Annotated in this window: 16 protein-coding genes; 1 reads left to right on the top strand and 15 read right to left on the bottom strand. The window is 33.2% G+C overall.

The genetic code is table 11. The features are described 5' to 3' along the window. Nucleotides 1–10: 10 nt before the first annotated feature. The 7 genes from tpiA to BUB32_RS05950 form a co-directional block, all read right to left on the bottom strand. Complete coding sequence (tpiA, locus tag BUB32_RS05980) at nt 11–757, bottom strand: triose-phosphate isomerase (protein WP_072968320.1); 747 nt, start codon at nt 755–757, stop codon at nt 11–13. A 13-nt stretch (nt 758–770) separates the two neighbouring features. Further along, the gene (locus BUB32_RS05975; protein WP_072968318.1) at nt 771–1,952 is read right to left on the bottom strand and encodes a phosphoglycerate kinase; all 1,182 of its coding nucleotides are present in this window, start codon (nt 1,950–1,952) and stop codon (nt 771–773) included. 67 nt (nt 1,953–2,019) lie between these two features. After that, nucleotides 2,020–3,027: a type I glyceraldehyde-3-phosphate dehydrogenase gene (gene gap, locus BUB32_RS05970; RefSeq protein WP_072968316.1), complete on the bottom strand. Its 1,008-nt coding sequence runs from the start codon at nt 3,025–3,027 to the stop codon at nt 2,020–2,022. 48 nt (nt 3,028–3,075) lie between these two features. Continuing rightward, on the bottom strand, nt 3,076–4,098 hold the full coding sequence (locus tag BUB32_RS05965; protein ID WP_072968314.1) for a sugar-binding transcriptional regulator: 1,023 nt from the start codon (nt 4,096–4,098) through the stop codon (nt 3,076–3,078). Nucleotides 4,099–4,235: 137 nt separating this feature from the next. Then, nucleotides 4,236–5,600 carry an RNA polymerase factor sigma-54 gene (gene rpoN, locus BUB32_RS05960; RefSeq protein WP_072968312.1) on the bottom strand — a complete coding sequence of 455 codons (1,365 nt, stop codon included), beginning with the start codon at nt 5,598–5,600 and terminating at the stop codon, nt 4,236–4,238. Nucleotides 5,601–5,711: 111 nt separating this feature from the next. Next, nucleotides 5,712–5,984, bottom strand: a complete 273-nt coding sequence (locus tag BUB32_RS05955) for an acylphosphatase (RefSeq protein ID WP_072968310.1) — start codon at nt 5,982–5,984, stop codon at nt 5,712–5,714. Between the two features lie 15 nt (nt 5,985–5,999). Beyond that, nucleotides 6,000–6,824, bottom strand: a complete 825-nt coding sequence (locus tag BUB32_RS05950; protein WP_072968308.1) for a Cof-type HAD-IIB family hydrolase — start codon at nt 6,822–6,824, stop codon at nt 6,000–6,002. Between the two features lie 172 nt (nt 6,825–6,996). Between BUB32_RS05950 and BUB32_RS05945 the strand changes: the two genes are divergently transcribed. Next, on the top strand, nt 6,997–7,419 hold the full coding sequence (locus BUB32_RS05945; protein ID WP_072968305.1) for a transcriptional regulator PerR: 423 nt from the start codon (nt 6,997–6,999) through the stop codon (nt 7,417–7,419). Nucleotides 7,420–7,469: 50 nt separating this feature from the next. Here the strand turns inward: BUB32_RS05945 and BUB32_RS05940 are convergent, their stop codons facing one another. The 8 genes from BUB32_RS05940 to BUB32_RS05905 form a co-directional block, all read right to left on the bottom strand. Beyond that, the gene (locus BUB32_RS05940; protein WP_072968303.1) at nt 7,470–8,942 is read right to left on the bottom strand and encodes a VanW family protein; all 1,473 of its coding nucleotides are present in this window, start codon (nt 8,940–8,942) and stop codon (nt 7,470–7,472) included. A gap of 99 nt (nt 8,943–9,041) precedes the next feature. Next, the gene (nth, locus tag BUB32_RS05935) at nt 9,042–9,683 is read right to left on the bottom strand and encodes an endonuclease III (protein WP_072968300.1); all 642 of its coding nucleotides are present in this window, start codon (nt 9,681–9,683) and stop codon (nt 9,042–9,044) included. A gap of 5 nt (nt 9,684–9,688) precedes the next feature. Continuing rightward, nucleotides 9,689–10,813, bottom strand: a complete 1,125-nt coding sequence (queG, locus tag BUB32_RS05930) for a tRNA epoxyqueuosine(34) reductase QueG (protein ID WP_072968298.1) — start codon at nt 10,811–10,813, stop codon at nt 9,689–9,691. Beyond that, nucleotides 10,813–13,173 (bottom strand): Lon protease family protein, encoded by a 2,361-nt coding sequence (locus tag BUB32_RS05925; protein ID WP_072968296.1) that lies wholly within the window; start codon nt 13,171–13,173, stop codon nt 10,813–10,815. Before BUB32_RS05925 ends, queG begins: the two co-directional genes overlap by 1 nt. Before the next feature lie 106 nt (nt 13,174–13,279). Next, on the bottom strand, nt 13,280–13,507 hold the full coding sequence (locus tag BUB32_RS05920; RefSeq protein WP_072968293.1) for an alpha/beta-type small acid-soluble spore protein: 228 nt from the start codon (nt 13,505–13,507) through the stop codon (nt 13,280–13,282). Nucleotides 13,508–13,590: 83 nt separating this feature from the next. Then, on the bottom strand, nt 13,591–13,779 hold the full coding sequence (locus BUB32_RS05915) for a ferredoxin (protein WP_009052854.1): 189 nt from the start codon (nt 13,777–13,779) through the stop codon (nt 13,591–13,593). A 122-nt stretch (nt 13,780–13,901) separates the two neighbouring features. Further along, a complete protein-coding gene (locus BUB32_RS05910; RefSeq protein ID WP_072968291.1) occupies nt 13,902–14,558 on the bottom strand; it encodes a helix-turn-helix domain-containing protein in 657 nt (218 codons plus the stop codon). A gap of 70 nt (nt 14,559–14,628) precedes the next feature. After that, on the bottom strand, nt 14,629–15,969 hold the full coding sequence (locus BUB32_RS05905; RefSeq protein WP_072968289.1) for a radical SAM/SPASM domain-containing protein: 1,341 nt from the start codon (nt 15,967–15,969) through the stop codon (nt 14,629–14,631). Between the last annotated feature and the right edge of the window lie 229 nt (nt 15,970–16,198).

The following is a 16,198-nucleotide window of genomic DNA, read 5'->3' as shown; positions in this document are numbered from 1 at the left end:
AATCCTCTCCTTAATAATTGACAATCTTTGCAAAATCTGCTGCTACAAGACTTGCTCCCCCTACTAAAGCCCCGTCTATATCGCTCTCTGCCATGAGTTCAGAGATGTTTTCAGGCTTTACACTCCCCCCATACTGTATCCTAACCAGATCTGCCTTTTCTTTTCCATAAAGGGAAGCTATAGTATCCCTTATAGCTTTTATCACTTCATTGGCATCTTTAGCTGTGGCAGTTTTGCCAGTGCCTATAGCCCAGATTGGCTCATAAGCTATTACTACGCTGACAATGTCATCTTGTGAAACGTCTTTTAATGCCTCTTTAGTTTGACTTAAAACTACTTCAAAAGTTTTTCCTTCTTCTCTTTGAGAAAGAGATTCTCCTACACACACAATAGGACTTAAGCCGTGAGATAGAGCGGATAAAACTTTTTTATTGACCATTTCATCCGTCTCACCAAAATACTGCCTTCTTTCAGAGTGGCCTATTACAACATATTTCACGCCAATCTCTTTAAGCATTAAAGGTGAAATTTCTCCCGTATATGCGCCCTTTTCTTCCCAGAACATATTTTGAGCACCGAGGAGAATATTTGTGCCTTTGATGACTTTGCTCACTTCTGTCAAATCCACAAAGGGAGGTATGACTACCACTTCTGCTTTTGCCTCTTTAACCTGAGGTATCAATTCCTCAACTAACTTCACCGCTTCAGAAGGGGTCATGTGCATTTTCCAGTTACCTGCAATTATTGGTCTTCTCAAAACAAACACCCCTTTACTTGTCGTTTAAAACATCAATTCCTGGCAATACTTTGCCTTCCAAAAACTCCAGGGAAGCTCCTCCTCCAGTAGAAATATGAGTGACTTTATCCGCATATCCTAATTGCTCTATGGCAGCTGCAGAATCACCACCGCCTACTATAGTAGTACCTTTGCATTCACTCAAAGCTTTCGCAATAGCCTCTGTACCTTTTGCAAACTCAGGAATTTCAAAAACTCCCATAGGCCCATTCCACACTACTGTCATGGCGTGTTTTATCACTTTTGAGTATTCTTCAATAGTCTTAGGTCCAATGTCTACTCCTATTTGGTCTTGAGGCATTTTGTCTATATCGACTACTTCATAAGGTACACCTGATTTCAATTCTTTAGCAATAACTGTATCAACAGGAAGCATCAAATTAACACCTTTTTGCTTAGCCTTCTCCATTAATTCTTTAGCTAACTCTATTTTATCCTCTTCTAAAAGTGACTTACCAATTTCATATCCTTTTGCTTTTATAAAGGTGTAAGCCATACCACCTCCAATTAAAAGGCTATCTACTTTTTCTAATAGGTTTGTTATAACCCCTATTTTGTCAGAAACTTTAGCTCCTCCTAATATAGCAACAAATGGTCTCTTTGGATTTTCTAAAGCTTCCCCCATAATAGTAAGTTCCTTTTCAATTAAAAAACCTGATACTGCCGGCAAATAAGCCGCGACGCCTGCTGTAGAAGCATGAGCCCTGTGAGCTGTACCAAAAGCATCATTTACATATATATCCGCTAAAGAAGCTAACTCTTTTGCAAATTGAGGGTCATTTTTCTCTTCTTCTGCGTGGAATCTCACATTTTCTAAAAGCAATACTTCTCCTTCTTTTAATGCAGCTGCTTTTGCTTTAGCATCATCTCCAATTACATCCTCTGCCATAATGACTTGTTTTCCCAAAAGCTCTGACAACCTTTTTGCAACAGGTTTTAAAGAATATTCTGGATTCACTTTGCCCTTTGGTCTTCCCAAGTGGGATACTAGTATTACTTTAGCATTGTGATTTATTAAATATTCAATAGTAGGAAGTGCTGCTTTTATACGAGTATCATCTGTTATATTTTTATTTTCATCCATAGGCACATTAAAGTCTACTCTAACTAAAACTCTTTTTCCCGCCACATCTATATCCCTCACGGTTTTTTTCATCACAAAAACCTCCTTATATTAGGATTTAAAGGTCCGGTCCATAAATGGACACGGACCTTTTACTACATTAGAGTCTGTCAGCAATATATTTTGCAAGGTCAACAACTCTGTTAGAATAACCCCATTCATTGTCATACCAAGAAACAGCTTTTACTAATGTTCCTTCAATTACCATTGTAAGAGGTGCGTCAACTATAGAAGACCTCTCGTCTCCTTTATAGTCCATTGAAACTAATGGCTCTTCAGAATAACCCAAAATTCCTTTCATATATGTTTCAGAAGCTTCTTTCAACGCTGCATTAACTTCTTCAACTGTAACAGGTACTTCAACTTCTGCAACAAGGTCAACAACAGATACATCTGGAGTTGGAACCCTCATCGCAAAACCATTCATTTTCCCTTTTAATTCAGGAATTACTAAGTGAATAGCCTTTGCTGCGCCTGTTGTAGTAGGTATTATGGACATAGCTGCAGACCTTGCTCTCCTCAAATCGCTGTGAGGTAAATCAAGTATTCTTTGGTCATTTGTGTAAGAGTGAACTGTTGTCATCATACCTCTCTTTATACGGAATTTGTCATTAATAACCTTTGCTAATGGTGCCAAACAATTAGTTGTACAAGAAGCATTTGAAATTACATGATGGTTAGCTGGGTCATACATATTTTCATTAACACCCATAACAATTGTTATGTCCTCATTCTTAGCAGGTGCAGAAATTATAACTTTTTTAGCTCCAGCATGGATGTGCTTTATAGCATCATCTTTGTTTGTAAATCTTCCTGTGGATTCAATTACAATGTCTACTCCTAGTTCTCCCCATGGAAGCTTTGCAGGGTCAGTTTCTTTGAAAATTTTAATTTCCTTGCCATTTACAATTAACGCATCATCCGTATAAGATACTTCTCCTTCAAATTTACCAAAAGTAGAATCGTATTTTAATAGATGAGCCAATGTTTTTGCATCTGTTAAATCATTGATAGCTACAAATTCAAGGTCAACATTTTTCTTAAAAGCAGCTCTGAAGACATTTCTTCCAATTCTTCCAAAACCATTGATAGCAACTTTAACACCCATTATGTATTCCTCCTTGATTTTTATTTTATAAACACCTGAAAAGGTGTTTTAAACAATTTTTAAAATCTCAAATGAAGCTCCTTCATCAGTGACAAGCACTTGTACATTGCCACTTCTGCAAGTAGAAACAATAGCTTCTGCTTTACCTTTTCCGCCAGATACTGCTATTAAATTTTTAACAAACTTCAGGTCTTCTAAAGTCAAGAAAATGCTTGGCGTTGCATATACTACTTTCCCTTCTTTATCAAAGTAATATCCTAAAGCTTCAGCTGTAGCATTATTCTTTTCTAAAAAATCTCTAATATCTTGGGGTAAATTTCTTCTCTCTGCCATCACATCTGCACGACCTATTCCAAATATTAAAATATCGGCTTTTTTTAAAGTTTCTACCACATCTTTTATATCTGGTTCTTTGATAAGGCTTTTTACCGTTTCTTTGCCCAAATTATCCGGCACGTGCAACATTTTATATGTACCACCAAGTTTTTTAGCTAAAATTGAAGCGATTGTATTCGCTTGCTTTTCTACTTCTCTCCCCAATCCACCACGAGCAGGTACAACTACTATGTTTGATTTGGAATAAAGTTGAGGCATCCCATTAGCCACTTCCAGCACAGTTGAACCACCGGTTAAAGCAATAATACTGTCATAATTTATTATAGTTTTTAGGTAATTTGCCGCTGATTTTCCTAATTCTTTTTTTATCATAGGATCTTGTTCTACGTCTCCGGGTACAACTATGACCTTCTCAATACCCAGCTTGTCCTTTAACAAGCTCTCAATATTGTTAAGCCCTTTAAGCTCATGTATAAAATCTTTCAAATTCTCAATTAATTCTTCTCCCTCTTTGGTGATAGTCATGCCCAAGGGATTTATATCTACTAAACCTTGAGCCTTCAAAAAAGATACCTCACTTCTAATTATTCGTTCCCCCATATTCAACTGGTGTGAAAGTGCCCTTCGCCCTATGGGTTGATTAAAATATATGTTTCGCATTATAGTATATCTCTTTTGAAGTAAATCTATTAATTCTGGTACTATCTTTTGTTGTAAAGCTATAATATCTTTCATGTCATTTCCCTCTTCAGGACGGTTAAAGTCCCGTTATTCTATAAATGTCCCACATTTCATAAAAAGTATTTACATTAACTATTTTATACTATTAATAAAGCTTTTTCAATAGCCTAAATGGGCATTTACATGCCCATTTAATATCTTCTTCTTTTGATAGTAGAAGGAATATTGCATTCCTCTCTATATTTTGCCACCGTCCTTCTTGAAATATTAATATTTTTTTCTTTTAAAATATCAGCTATTTTTTGGTCACTTAGAGGATTTGCGGAATCCTCTTCTTCAATCAATTTTTTTATAAGGTTTTTGATAGTTTCAGCAGAAAATTGATTACCATTTCTATTGGAAATACCAGATTGGAAAAAGAATTTTATCTCGAAAAGTCCTCGAGGAGTTGCAACATATTTGCCGTTTATAGCTCTGCTGACGGTAGACTCGTGAATACCTACAATATCAGCAATTTCTTTTTGGGTCATAGGCTTTAAGTAATTAATACCTTTGTCAAGAAAATCCCTTTGTAACTCCACTATTGCTTTAACTACTTTATACAAAGTTTCTTTTCTACTTTCTAAACTCTTTATAAGCCACATGGCTGATTGCAGTTTTGAATTTATATATTTTTTAGCTTCTTCATCATGGCTATTTAAAATAGAATGATAGTAATTATTAATCTTGAGCTTTGGAGTAACTGAATCGTTTACTATGACAAAATATTCACCCTCTCTTTTTATTACTTCCACATCTGGTACAATATATCTAACATCTGCTATAGAAGAAAAGCTATTTCCCGGTTTAGGATTGAGTTTTTTTATAAAATCTACAGCTTGTTGCACTTCTTTTGGGGAAATATTGTACAACTTTGCTAAATACGAATACTTCCCTTCTGCAATTTCCTCAAGATGATAGTCTACCAATTTTTTTATAATTCCTTTGTAACTATCTTGAGCTAAAAGTTGAAGTTTTAAACATTCTTGCAAATTGCGCGCTGCAATTCCTGGTGGGTCAAAAGATTGAACTATAGATAATCCTTCTAATACCTCTTCTTCAGTACATTCCAGAATTTCCGCAATATCTTTTATATTCTCTCTCAAATAACCACTCGGACTTAGACTAAATATTATATATTCACATATTTTTTGTATTTTAGGAGAAACAGGTGTTATGTGAAGTTGAAACAAAAGATGGTCAGTCAAAGAAGGCTTTGTGGACACAAAGTTTTCATAATTAACTTCTTCTATTTCTTCATCATCGGAATCATCATAATACATTCTCTCTTCTGTTTCTCGTATATATTTAGACAACTCATACAAGTCATATTCATATGCACTCTCATCTTCAGATGTTTCTTCTTTTTCAAGAAGAGGATTAGTCTCTAATTCTTGCTCTATAAGAGTATTAAGTTCTAAGGAATTTAACTGCAAAATCTCAATAGCCTGTTTTAGTTCAGGAGTCATTATAAGTTTTTGAGTTTGTTGAAGTTTCAGGTCGAATTCCATCCTCATATTCATGCACCCTCAATCGTTATTAATAAGTTAACTCATTAAAATAATAAAACTATTTTTTAATTATTATATCACATTTAAACGTTTTATTAAATAAAAAAAGAAGAGCAACTAATAAATACGGAAATCCCGATACTCCCCTTTGTAATCCGACCATCTTTCTTCTACATTATCTACTCTTGCCCATCTCAAACCTGTTCTAATAAAATTTATCAATTCTTCAATACTTTCCTCTTCCCCTTCTGCAACAACTTCTACACTGCCATCGTAAAGATTTTCCGCATAACCTTTAATTCCCAAAGAAACTGCCTTTTGATACACAGAATACCTCAGCCCCACCCCTTGCACATGTCCGGTTATGCGCAAATGTACCGTTTTTTTCATAGAAATACTCCTTTCTTATAATTGTAATATAAATTTATCAATAACGTACTTTACACCGTCTTCCATATTAGATTTCGTTATAAAGTCTGCCACTTTTTTGACCTCATCAATAGCATTTTCAACTGCCACACCTAAACCTGCAAATTTGATCATTTCTATATCATTTTCACTATCTCCTATTGCTATTATTTCTTCTCTTTCTATTCCCAAATAACCTCCTAGAATTTTAAGGGCTCTTCCTTTGCTGACTCCTTTATTGACAATTTCAATATTGTCCATATAAGAACTGGTTATCTGTATTGAGGCATTCTTTGACAATTCCTCCCTTATGCTTTTTAATACCTCAACATCATCGTTAAAAACTATGATTTTTAAAATACTATCTTTTAATTTGTCCAACTCTTTTAACGGTTCCTTTATTTCTTGGACATCCACTTTTAACTCCGTTTTAAATAGCTCATTCCATTCGGCATACCTTTGAAATTTATTTGTTATCTCCGGCGAAAAAACAGTTTTGTCACTTATAAGCTGAAAATATGTATTGTACTTTTGACATACTTTTATAATTTCCACCATACTGTCATAGTTTAGAAGGCTTTCATAAATAGTATTATTATCAGGGTCCCTTATCAAAGCACCATTACTTGCAATTATGTAAGTCCTAAAACCAATCATATCTGCGTAGGCATACGCGGAAGCAAAAACCCTTCCTGTAGATATCACTACATATACTCCTTTTTCCCGAGCTCTATGTAATGCTTCTATATTCTCTTTAGATATAGTTTTATCATTCCTCAGAAGAGTATCATCCATATCAATAGCAATTAATTTGTATTGCATTCCTTTCAACTCCTTAATTTATTGTGTTCAATTATATTATACATTATATCACTGTAAATTGCCATATCATCGATTTGTTCAAAAATAATTGACATTATTAATGAATAGAGATATAATTAAGACACAAAATATCAAAAGAAAAATATTATCTTTTGTGAAATGGAGTGATATAATGGAGGAAGCTGCTGCCCTCTTAAAACAAAAAGGGCTTAAAGTAACACCTCAAAGATTAGCAATACTTAATCTGCTTAGAAACACAAAAGAACATCCTACAGCAGAAACTATATACAAAAAGCTTGCCTCTGATTTTCCTACAATGAGTTTAGCTACTGTATACAAAACATTAGAAGTTTTGAAAAACATGGGATTAATACAAGAATTGAATGTAGGGGAAGGTAGTTTCAGATACGATGCTAACACCAATTCTCATCCCCATGTGGTCTGTATAAGTTGTGGTAAAGTAGAAGACCTTGATGAATCCCTTCTAAAAGACGTTTTAGATGAAATTAGTCAGCATACTGACTACAAACTTGTAGAACAAAAGCTCTATTTCTACGGTTATTGTCCGGCTTGCCAGCATAAACTTAATAATTAAATATCACCTCCCATTTTTTATTGATACAGAAAATGGGAGGTGATATTATGTTATGGTGAAAAAGCTTCTTCTGGATTACCCTGTGGTGGTTCTGGATTAATTTGAGCATTATTTTCCTTTTCTGTCTTAGGTAACTCTTGAAATTTTGAATTTTCTACTTTTTTAGTTCCTCTTTTAATTACTCCATCTACTGGCTTATATACATCTGTATATAAAAATTCCCTTTTAACTAATTTGTTATTTTCATAAATCAAACGATATGTATTGACTTTATAGCCGGCATGAGGCTCTATTTCTACAACTTCTTCTCCTTGAGGTAGTGTGGGGTCATCTATATATTTTATTTTAGGATCATATTTTTCAACAACCTCTGACTGAATATCTACCCATTTTGAAGGATTTTTCACATAGCCATATATGTTCATTATTAATTTGTTGCCTTCTATGTAGGATTCAATATATATAGGATATTGAGTAGAATTTTCAAATTTTAAATCTAAAGCATCTCCAGAAATAGTAGCATCTTGTCCTGGTGGTACATAAGCTACTGGAAAGCTGTGATGGTATCTTTCAGTAATTGCGATATCCGCCCGTAAAATTGCATTATACAAAGTTGTAGCAATTTGGCATACTCCTCCTCCTATATCCGGTACCAGTTTATTATCTATTATTACAGGAGCTTCTTTGTAACCGTTTTGTATTATTCTCGGTCCTAAAGTTTTATTAAGAGAAAATGTCTCACCCGGCATAAGCAAGGTATCATTTACGGCTCTTGCCGCCACTAGTATATTCTCTGAACGGTTTGTATCTTGAAGATTAAATACGGTAGAAAAAGAAGAAATTCGTCCATTAATCATTTCTAACATTGATTTTGAAATCTTTGCTTCAACTTTCTCCACTACAATCTCTACTTCTGTCTTTTCTGTCTTTCCTTTTACTAATTCATCTATAAGCTGCTTTAGATTTTTTAAAGTTTTCTCTTTATCAACTTTTACACCCTCTACATCTGGTGTAATTTGTCTTACTCCTCTTGTAATTTTTATTTTCGCATTAACTGGCTCTTTATCAATCTCTTGAGAAATTTTATCAACAAACTCTTTTAATTTATTTCCATCATACTTGGGATAAAAGTTAAAATATTTTCCCTCTTTTTCTGTTATATAAATTTCTCTCATTCTTGCAATAGGGTTCCCTTCTCTACCTATTTTGTAAGCTTGCTCCACCATTTCTTGATAGTTATAAGATAAATTTATATCTTTTGATGTGATAACAAAATCTTTGTCTTGATACTTAGCTGTAATGGAAAAAGAAGGAAGTTTTATCTTATTTTTAAGAAAATCTGCTGCTTCATCTTTTGCCATTCCTCCTATGCTTATGCCGTTTACAAAAATTCCCTTGGCAATAACCTTAGAATTAAGTATTAAATAAAAATATGTAAAAGAAAATGATAAAAAAACCAAAAGCAATAAAATAATTGCAATATAAAAGTAATTATTTTTTTTAGTACCACCCTTTGCTTGCATTTTCTTCTCTCCTATTCCTTTTCTTCCATTTACAATAGTATGATATTATAACTAGCTTTATAATACAATTAATAATTTCTTAAAAAAGTTACGAAAATATTAATTTTTTCTTTCTTTAAAATATAAACACAGATAATTTACAGGACACTCATCACATTTAGGCTTTCGCGCCGTACATAAATTTCTTCCGTGATGTATTAAAAGATGATGAGACAAAGACCACAAGTTTTCTGGTATTAATTCCATAAGCTGTTTCTCTGTTGTAAAAACATCTTTACTATCCGCCAGACCTATGCGATTGGACACTCTGAAAACGTGAGTATCCACTGCTATAGCCTGTTTGGAAAAAGCATTGCTTAAAACTACATTGGCAGTCTTTCTCCCCACACCCGGCAATGTCATCAATTCCTGTAAAGTTTCAGGCACTTTGCTATCGTATTTCTCCTTTAAAATTTTACATGTCTCTAATATACTTTTTGATTTATTCCTATACAAACCACATTCCCTTATTTCCTCTTGAAGCTCTTCAGGAGTAAGCTTTAAAAAATCCTCTGGCGTTTTATACTTTTTAAAAAGCCTGTCAGTAATTATATTCACTCTTTTGTCTGTACACTGCGCTGACAAAATTGTGGCAATTAAAAGCTCAAACGGATTAGTAAATTTAAGCCCTGACTTAGCATTAGGATAAGTGTTTTTTAGTATTTTTATGACTTTTAAGGCTTCTTCCTTTGTTATTTGCAATTTCCTCACCCTTTTAACCTATCTATCGCTTTTGCCATCATTTCTTTAGCAAATTCATCTTTTTCTTCAATTAAAGCTTCTTTTATTTCAACCACGACTTCTTTATTTTTGTCACACAAATGAGAAAGAGCCCAGGCACTATATCCTCTCAAAAGAGGACTTTGTGACTTTAACAAGTTTTTTATAGGCTCTATACAACTTTTTTCCTTCGTATTGACACAAGCAATTATAGCATTTCTTATTATAATACTTTTTCCCCTCCAAGAGGAAGAAGTTGGTCCAAAAATTTCTGCAAACTCCTTTTTTGACATATTTAAAATTTCTATTAAGTCATGCCTTGGCAGTAACTTATCCGGTACAAATTCTGGCCTTACTACCTTTTTTGCTCTTTTATTAAAAGGACATACATGCTGGCAAGTATCACAGCCATATATTCTTCTACCCATTTTCTTAGACATTTTTTCTTCTATTTTGCCTTTTTTGACTGTGATATAAGACAAACATTTATTAGCATTTATTATATAAGGTTCAACTATAGCATTTGTAGGACAAGCTTTTATACACAAATTACAATCCCCACATTTAGTTTTTTGCGGTGCATCTGGCTCAAAATATTTGTTTACGAGTATTTCTCCTAAAAAAATATATGAACCATATTCATCGTTTATTATAAGTCCATTTTTCCCAAACCACCCTATCCCTGCATAGTAGGCAATTTCTCTTTCTAAAAGCGGGTTATTGTCCACTAAACATACTGTTTTTACTTCTTGGCATTTTGATTTTATAAATTCAGAAAGTTTTTCCATTTTCTCTTTTAAAACTTTATGATAATCTATTCCCCAACTGCTTCTTGAAACTATACCAAAGCTTCTACTGTAATATTTAATCTCATATTCTATATTATATGACAAAGCAATGGCTATAATGGATTTCACTTCAGGCAAAATAAATTCAGGAGAGATTCTTTTTTGAATATCCCTCTCCTCAATAGAACAACTATAGCCTAAATTTTCCCTTTCTTTTAGAAAATTATCATATTCTTTCAAACAATCAGGACTTGCAAAACCTATTAAGTCGATGCCAATTTGTTTTGCAAAATTTTTTATTTCTTCCTTAGTTACACAATCCACTATTTATCCCCTTTATCTTCTTTTTTATTAGACAATAATCCATAATAGTATTTAAGCTTTCTATAAACTTTATCGTAAATTTCTTCAAAGCTTTTTCCTGTTAAAATTTCTATCCCTTCTTCAATTGTTTTTACACTGTAGATGTGGAAAAGCCCTTCTTTAACTGCTTGTATAACTTCTTCTGTCAAAACCAAATTATTGACATTTTGATGGGGAATTATTACTCCTTGTTTCCCTGTCAAACCTTTTTCTTTACAAACCTTGTAAAATCCCTCTATTTTATGGGTCACTCCTCCCACCGGTTGTATCTCCCCAAATTGATTGACTGACCCTGTTACGGCAATTCCCTGTTTTATAGGAAATTCTGCAAGGCTGGAAAGGAGTGCATACAGCTCTGTACTGGAAGCACTATCTCCCTCTACTCCTTCATAAGACTGCTCAAAAACAACTCTAGCAGAAAGAGTCAAAGGAAAATCTTTTGCAAATTTACTCCCTAAATAACCTGTCAATATCATAACTCCTTTGTCATGTATTCTACCGCTCATTTTTGACTCTCTTTCAATATTTACTACCCCTTCTTCTCCCGGATAAGTAGTAACAGTTATTTTAGAAGGTTTGCCAAATTCATAATCCCCAAGGTTTATAACCGCAAGACCATTTACCACCCCTATTTTTTCTCCTTCCACATCTATGAGGTAAATATTATTTCTAAATAGTTCTAAAAACTTTTCTTCTAATTTGTTTATCCTCTTGATTTTTTCCTCTATCGCTTTCTTCACATGCTTTTCCGTTACAACAGAACTGCCTTCTATATTTGCCCACACATCGGCCTCATATAATACCTCAACTATCTCATTAAACTTAGTAGTTAATTTCTTTTGATCTTCAGAGAGTCTGGTGCTATACTCTATAACTTTTGCTACTCCAGTTTTGTCAAAAGGTTTTAAACCATCCTCTATGCAATGAGTTTTTATAAAAGAAGCCATGTTTTTTATGTTTTCTTCATTTAGTTCCATTTCTTCATTAAAATCCACTTTCACTTTAAACAATTTGCTGAAGTCTTCATCATAATTGTAAAGCAAATAATAAATATAAGGTGTACCTATTAAGACAACTTTTACGTCTAATTTTATAGGTTCTGGCTTCAACGAAGAAATTGATAAAAAACCGTACTGTGAAGAAATATTTTCAATTATAATTTTTTCCGTCTTTAAAGACCTTTTTAAAGCATCCCAAGCATAAGGATAAGATAACAAATCTTTTGCTTGCAAAATTAAATAACCGCCATTTGCTCTATGTAATGCTCCAGCTTTTATTTTAGTAAAGTCCGTTGTAGCAACTCCAAAGTCACTTTCATATTCTATACTTCCTATTATGTTATTATAATTAGGATTATACTCAAACACAACTGGAGCACCGTCAGTATTGCTATTGTCTACAAACAAATTGACCATATACTTTTTTAAAAAGGCTTTTTCTTTCCTCATCAAAAAAGGAAATGGCATATCTTCTCCATCAGTACTCTTAAAGCTTTCAATATTTTCTAAGATGTCTTTTTTGACGCTTTCTAAATATTTAAGCACATTTTCATTGACTTTATATCTTCCCCTTAAATCCTCAATTAAATGACCTACAGCAAAAAGACCTATATTATTGTCCAAATTTTTAATTTCATCCCTCGCTTGTTTGTCAATAGATTGTATTTCCTTCCATATCTGCATGGCCTTTACTTCAAATTCTGCAGCTCTTTTTTCAATTTCTTTTCTTGTTTCTTCATCTAATTGTTGAAACTCTTCTTGACTTATTTGCCTTCCTTCTATAACAGGAATACTTATAATGCCTGTGCGAGTATCTCTTAATACAAATCCAAAACTTTTTGCAAGCGTATTTAATTCTTCTACTAATTGATTTTTCTTTTCTTGATATTTTTTTATTATTTCACTCTTTTGCAGATCATAAGAATCCGACTCAAAGGCTTTGGGTATCTCTCTCTGTAACTGTTCTACAAAATCTTCCATATCCTTTTTAAATTGCTTGCCCATTCCAGCTGGTAACTCTATCGCAATTGGTTGAGCAGGTTTTTCAAAATTATATACATAAACCCAGTCTTTTGGCCTTTCTTCCCTTTTTGCAATTTCCTTTATGTAACTAGAAGCAAAACTAGTTTTACCAGTTCCTGTTATTCCAGTTATAAATATGTTGTAGCCCTTTTGCTTTATTTTAATTCCAAATTCCATTGCTTCTTTAGCTCTGTTTTGTCCGATTATTCCTTCTAACGGGGAAATTTCTTCTGTATTCTCAAATTCAAAAATATTAGGATCAATGTACCTTTTCAATTGGTCAAAAGTTAATTTTTCCATAACAACACCACCTATCCTTTTTAATAATAATTATTCGCCAACAAATCAATTTTTCCTCTTTTTATACAAAGAATAAATTTTGGCTGAAGGATAGTCCTCCAGCCAATTAATCTTCTTTATCAATTTTTCCGTCTCTTTCATCCATCTCTTTTTCTGCAAATTTTATCATTTTCTTTACCATGTTTCCTCCTATTTTACCTACTTCCCTTGTAGTCATGTTTTCCCATTCGCGTTTTTCAATATCGTCATCTAAATTAAGGTCTTCAGCAACTTCTTGCTTCAAAGAATCTAACTCATCCTCAGCTTTAGGGTATAGCTTTTTTCTTTTCCCCATAAAGACCCTCCATACTTCGTTTTATCAATATTTTCCCCTAAAGCTTCTCTAAAAATGTATGAAAAAACCCGGAAAAATCCGGGTTATTCTTCTTTTATTGCCTCTGTCGGACAAGAGCTCATTGCATCTTGCACACAGTCTTCTAAATCAGCTGGAACTTCATCTACAATTACATGGGATTTTCCTTCATCATTCCAGTCAAAAACATCTGGGCACATGTCTATACAAACCCCACAAGCTATGCATTCGTCTTGGTCAACATAAACTTTCATACCCTTACCTCCTAATCTTTTTATGTAAAATTTTACACCTACATTATATCATTAACCTTCCCTTGCTTCAATAGTTTTTAACTTTCTTTTTGAAAATATACAAAAAAATAAGGCTTAGAGCCTTATGCAATCGCAAGAAGTTCTCTTAACAGGTTATTGAGTAAATTGACATCTTGCGAATTCAGTTTATTTAAATTGATATAAAATTTTTGAATATTTTCAGCCAATTTTTTGTCTATATCGCTCTTTATTTTAGTGTACAGCAAAACACCTAATACTGCTCCTACAAATAAAACTAAAGAAGAAGTAGGATTAACAGAGGCAAGTAAATTTTCTATACTATCTACGGAAAGACCTCCCGCCATCCTAAGTTTTAGCAAAAATGCAGTAATAGCATATGCACAAAATTCTATAGGCTTAGTAGCATGAAACATCTCATTTAATATTTCCTCAAGAGAATTAGGCTTACTATTTTTTACTTTTTTAACCAAAGTATCCCTTAGGAAATTCCATTCATCTTTATTGGCTTTTTTAAATATTTCATAAGCTTTTTCTGTTGGCAAAAATCTCAAAGTAGACCTTCCTTGGCTTTTTTCCTCTCCAAGGTAATACTCAGTCTTGACAAAATCACCTTTCTCTAATTCCTTTAAAATATCATATGCCGTCCATTTGCTAATTTTCATTGCCTGCGCCACATCCGTATAGTGAACAGCTTCACCTTTCGCATCATAAAGTTCAGTCAGTGTCTTTAAAAATTCCACTCTCCTATTTGTCAGCATTTCAACACCCCATTAAGTAGTACTATTAAGTAATACTAACTAAATTTATAGGGGATTTTTCGTATTTATGTCAAGCCTCTTTTTTCATTTCTATTTTTTCCTCCCAAATTTCATCAGCTACTTTACCCCAATTATCAGCAACTACCCTTAAATCATCATAGAGGTTCTCTATATGAGCAGCTGGACTTGCTTCTGTGTGTTTTGCACCTGATTCTCTTACTATTTCTAAAAGTTTTTCTGGATTATCAATAAGAGGACATGGTCTTAGATGATTTAGATTAAATGGCTGCCTTTTTCTATAGCTTTTCATAATAGGTGACTGTAAGGCTTCTAATAAACTTACTTCATTTATATTTACATTGGAATAATGGATAAAAGCACAAGGCTCAACTTCTCCTGCTGCATTTATGTGCAAATACCTCCTTCCTCCTGCAATACATCCTCCACTGTATTCGCCATCATTCCAGAAATCAATTGCAAAAAGTTCCTTTCTAGCCCTTATATAATTTATCCTCTCGTACATGTATTTTCTTTGCTCAGGTGTTACCATGAAACTTATATCAGGGTCTCTACCTATAGGAATATAAGTAAAATACCAAGCAAAAGCTGCTCCTTTATCTATCATCATATCTACAAATTCATCACTAGAAATTTCCTCCACATTTGTTCTCGTATATGTAGCTGAATAACCAAACAATACTCCATTTTCTCTCATCAAATCCATTGCTCTCATAATTTTATCAAAAGTACCTTCTCCCCGTATTGCATCGTTACTTTCTTTGAAACCATTAATACTTACTGCAAAAGTAATATTGCCTACTCTTTTAACTTCTTTTATCATATCTTCGTCGATTAAAGTACCATTGGTAAACAAGTGGAATACTTGATTTTTATGTCTTTCAGCAAGCTTTATAATATCCTTCATTCTGACAGTAGGCTCTCCGCCAGATAGTACTATAAAATATATGCCTAACTCTTCCGCTTCTGTGCATATTCTATCCATTACTTCAAAGGAGAGATTGTGAGGCTTGTACTGTCCTGCCCAACAACCAACGCATCTTAGATTACAAGCCTCTGTTGGATCCATTAAAATTGCCCATGGAATGTTAATATCTAATTTGTTTTCTAATTCTTTTTGTTTTGGAATTCCTTTCAAGCTAGCATTTATAAAGAAATTAACACCTAAAGTTTTTATAATGTTTTTGTCAGTTCTTTTTAAAAGTTTAATTGCATATTTGTACCAATTGCTGTCTTTGTCATCTAAAAATCTCTTCACAGTTTCTATTTGCTGTTTATGATTGGGCATTATTGCAATTTTTGACAGAAGATTAGCTATTTTGTCTAAATTTTTTTCCGGGTCTTTCTCTACATAGTTAATAACAGCACTGACAAGCGGGTCAATCACATTCATCATAACTCCTCCTCTACTTTATTTTTTATCCCAAAACATCAAACTAACCCAAAAAACCAAAATTCCATTTCAAGAACATTATACCACCTTAAAAATAATATTTCAACCATATCTACTTTATTTTATGCGTATTTATCTTCTTTTATTTATCTAATTGCATATATTATCCAAAAATCCCCATTATTTTTCAATTTTTGTGACAAACCTTCAGAAATAGGATATTTTGCAA

This window comes from Thermoanaerobacter uzonensis DSM 18761, assembly GCF_900129115.1.
GTDB lineage: Bacteria > Bacillota > Thermoanaerobacteria > Thermoanaerobacterales > Thermoanaerobacteraceae > Thermoanaerobacter > Thermoanaerobacter uzonensis.
The sequence above is the reverse complement of the archived record's forward strand: the minus strand, read 5'-3'. Positions and strand labels throughout refer to the sequence as shown.

Coding starts and splice junctions, on each gene's coding strand:
- BUB32_RS05975 (WP_072968318.1), bottom strand. CDS start 1,952: ATGAAAAAAACCGTGAGGGATATAGATGTGGCGGGAAAAAGAGTTTTA.
- gap (WP_072968316.1), bottom strand. CDS start 3,027: ATGGGTGTTAAAGTTGCTATCAATGGTTTTGGAAGAATTGGAAGAAAT.
- BUB32_RS05965 (WP_072968314.1), bottom strand. CDS start 4,098: ATGAAAGATATTATAGCTTTACAACAAAAGATAGTACCAGAATTAATA.
- rpoN (WP_072968312.1), bottom strand. CDS start 5,600: ATGAGGATGGAATTCGACCTGAAACTTCAACAAACTCAAAAACTTATA.
- BUB32_RS05955 (WP_072968310.1), bottom strand. CDS start 5,984: ATGAAAAAAACGGTACATTTGCGCATAACCGGACATGTGCAAGGGGTG.
- BUB32_RS05950 (WP_072968308.1), bottom strand. CDS start 6,824: ATGCAATACAAATTAATTGCTATTGATATGGATGATACTCTTCTGAGG.
- BUB32_RS05945 (WP_072968305.1), top strand. CDS start 6,997: ATGGAGGAAGCTGCTGCCCTCTTAAAACAAAAAGGGCTTAAAGTAACA.
- BUB32_RS05940 (WP_072968303.1), bottom strand. CDS start 8,942: ATGCAAGCAAAGGGTGGTACTAAAAAAAATAATTACTTTTATATTGCA.
- BUB32_RS05925 (WP_072968296.1), bottom strand. CDS start 13,173: ATGGAAAAATTAACTTTTGACCAATTGAAAAGGTACATTGATCCTAAT.
- BUB32_RS05920 (WP_072968293.1), bottom strand. CDS start 13,507: ATGGGGAAAAGAAAAAAGCTATACCCTAAAGCTGAGGATGAGTTAGAT.
- BUB32_RS05915 (WP_009052854.1), bottom strand. CDS start 13,779: ATGAAAGTTTATGTTGACCAAGACGAATGCATAGCTTGTGGGGTTTGT.
- BUB32_RS05910 (WP_072968291.1), bottom strand. CDS start 14,558: ATGCTGACAAATAGGAGAGTGGAATTTTTAAAGACACTGACTGAACTT.
- BUB32_RS05905 (WP_072968289.1), bottom strand. CDS start 15,969: ATGAATGTGATTGACCCGCTTGTCAGTGCTGTTATTAACTATGTAGAG.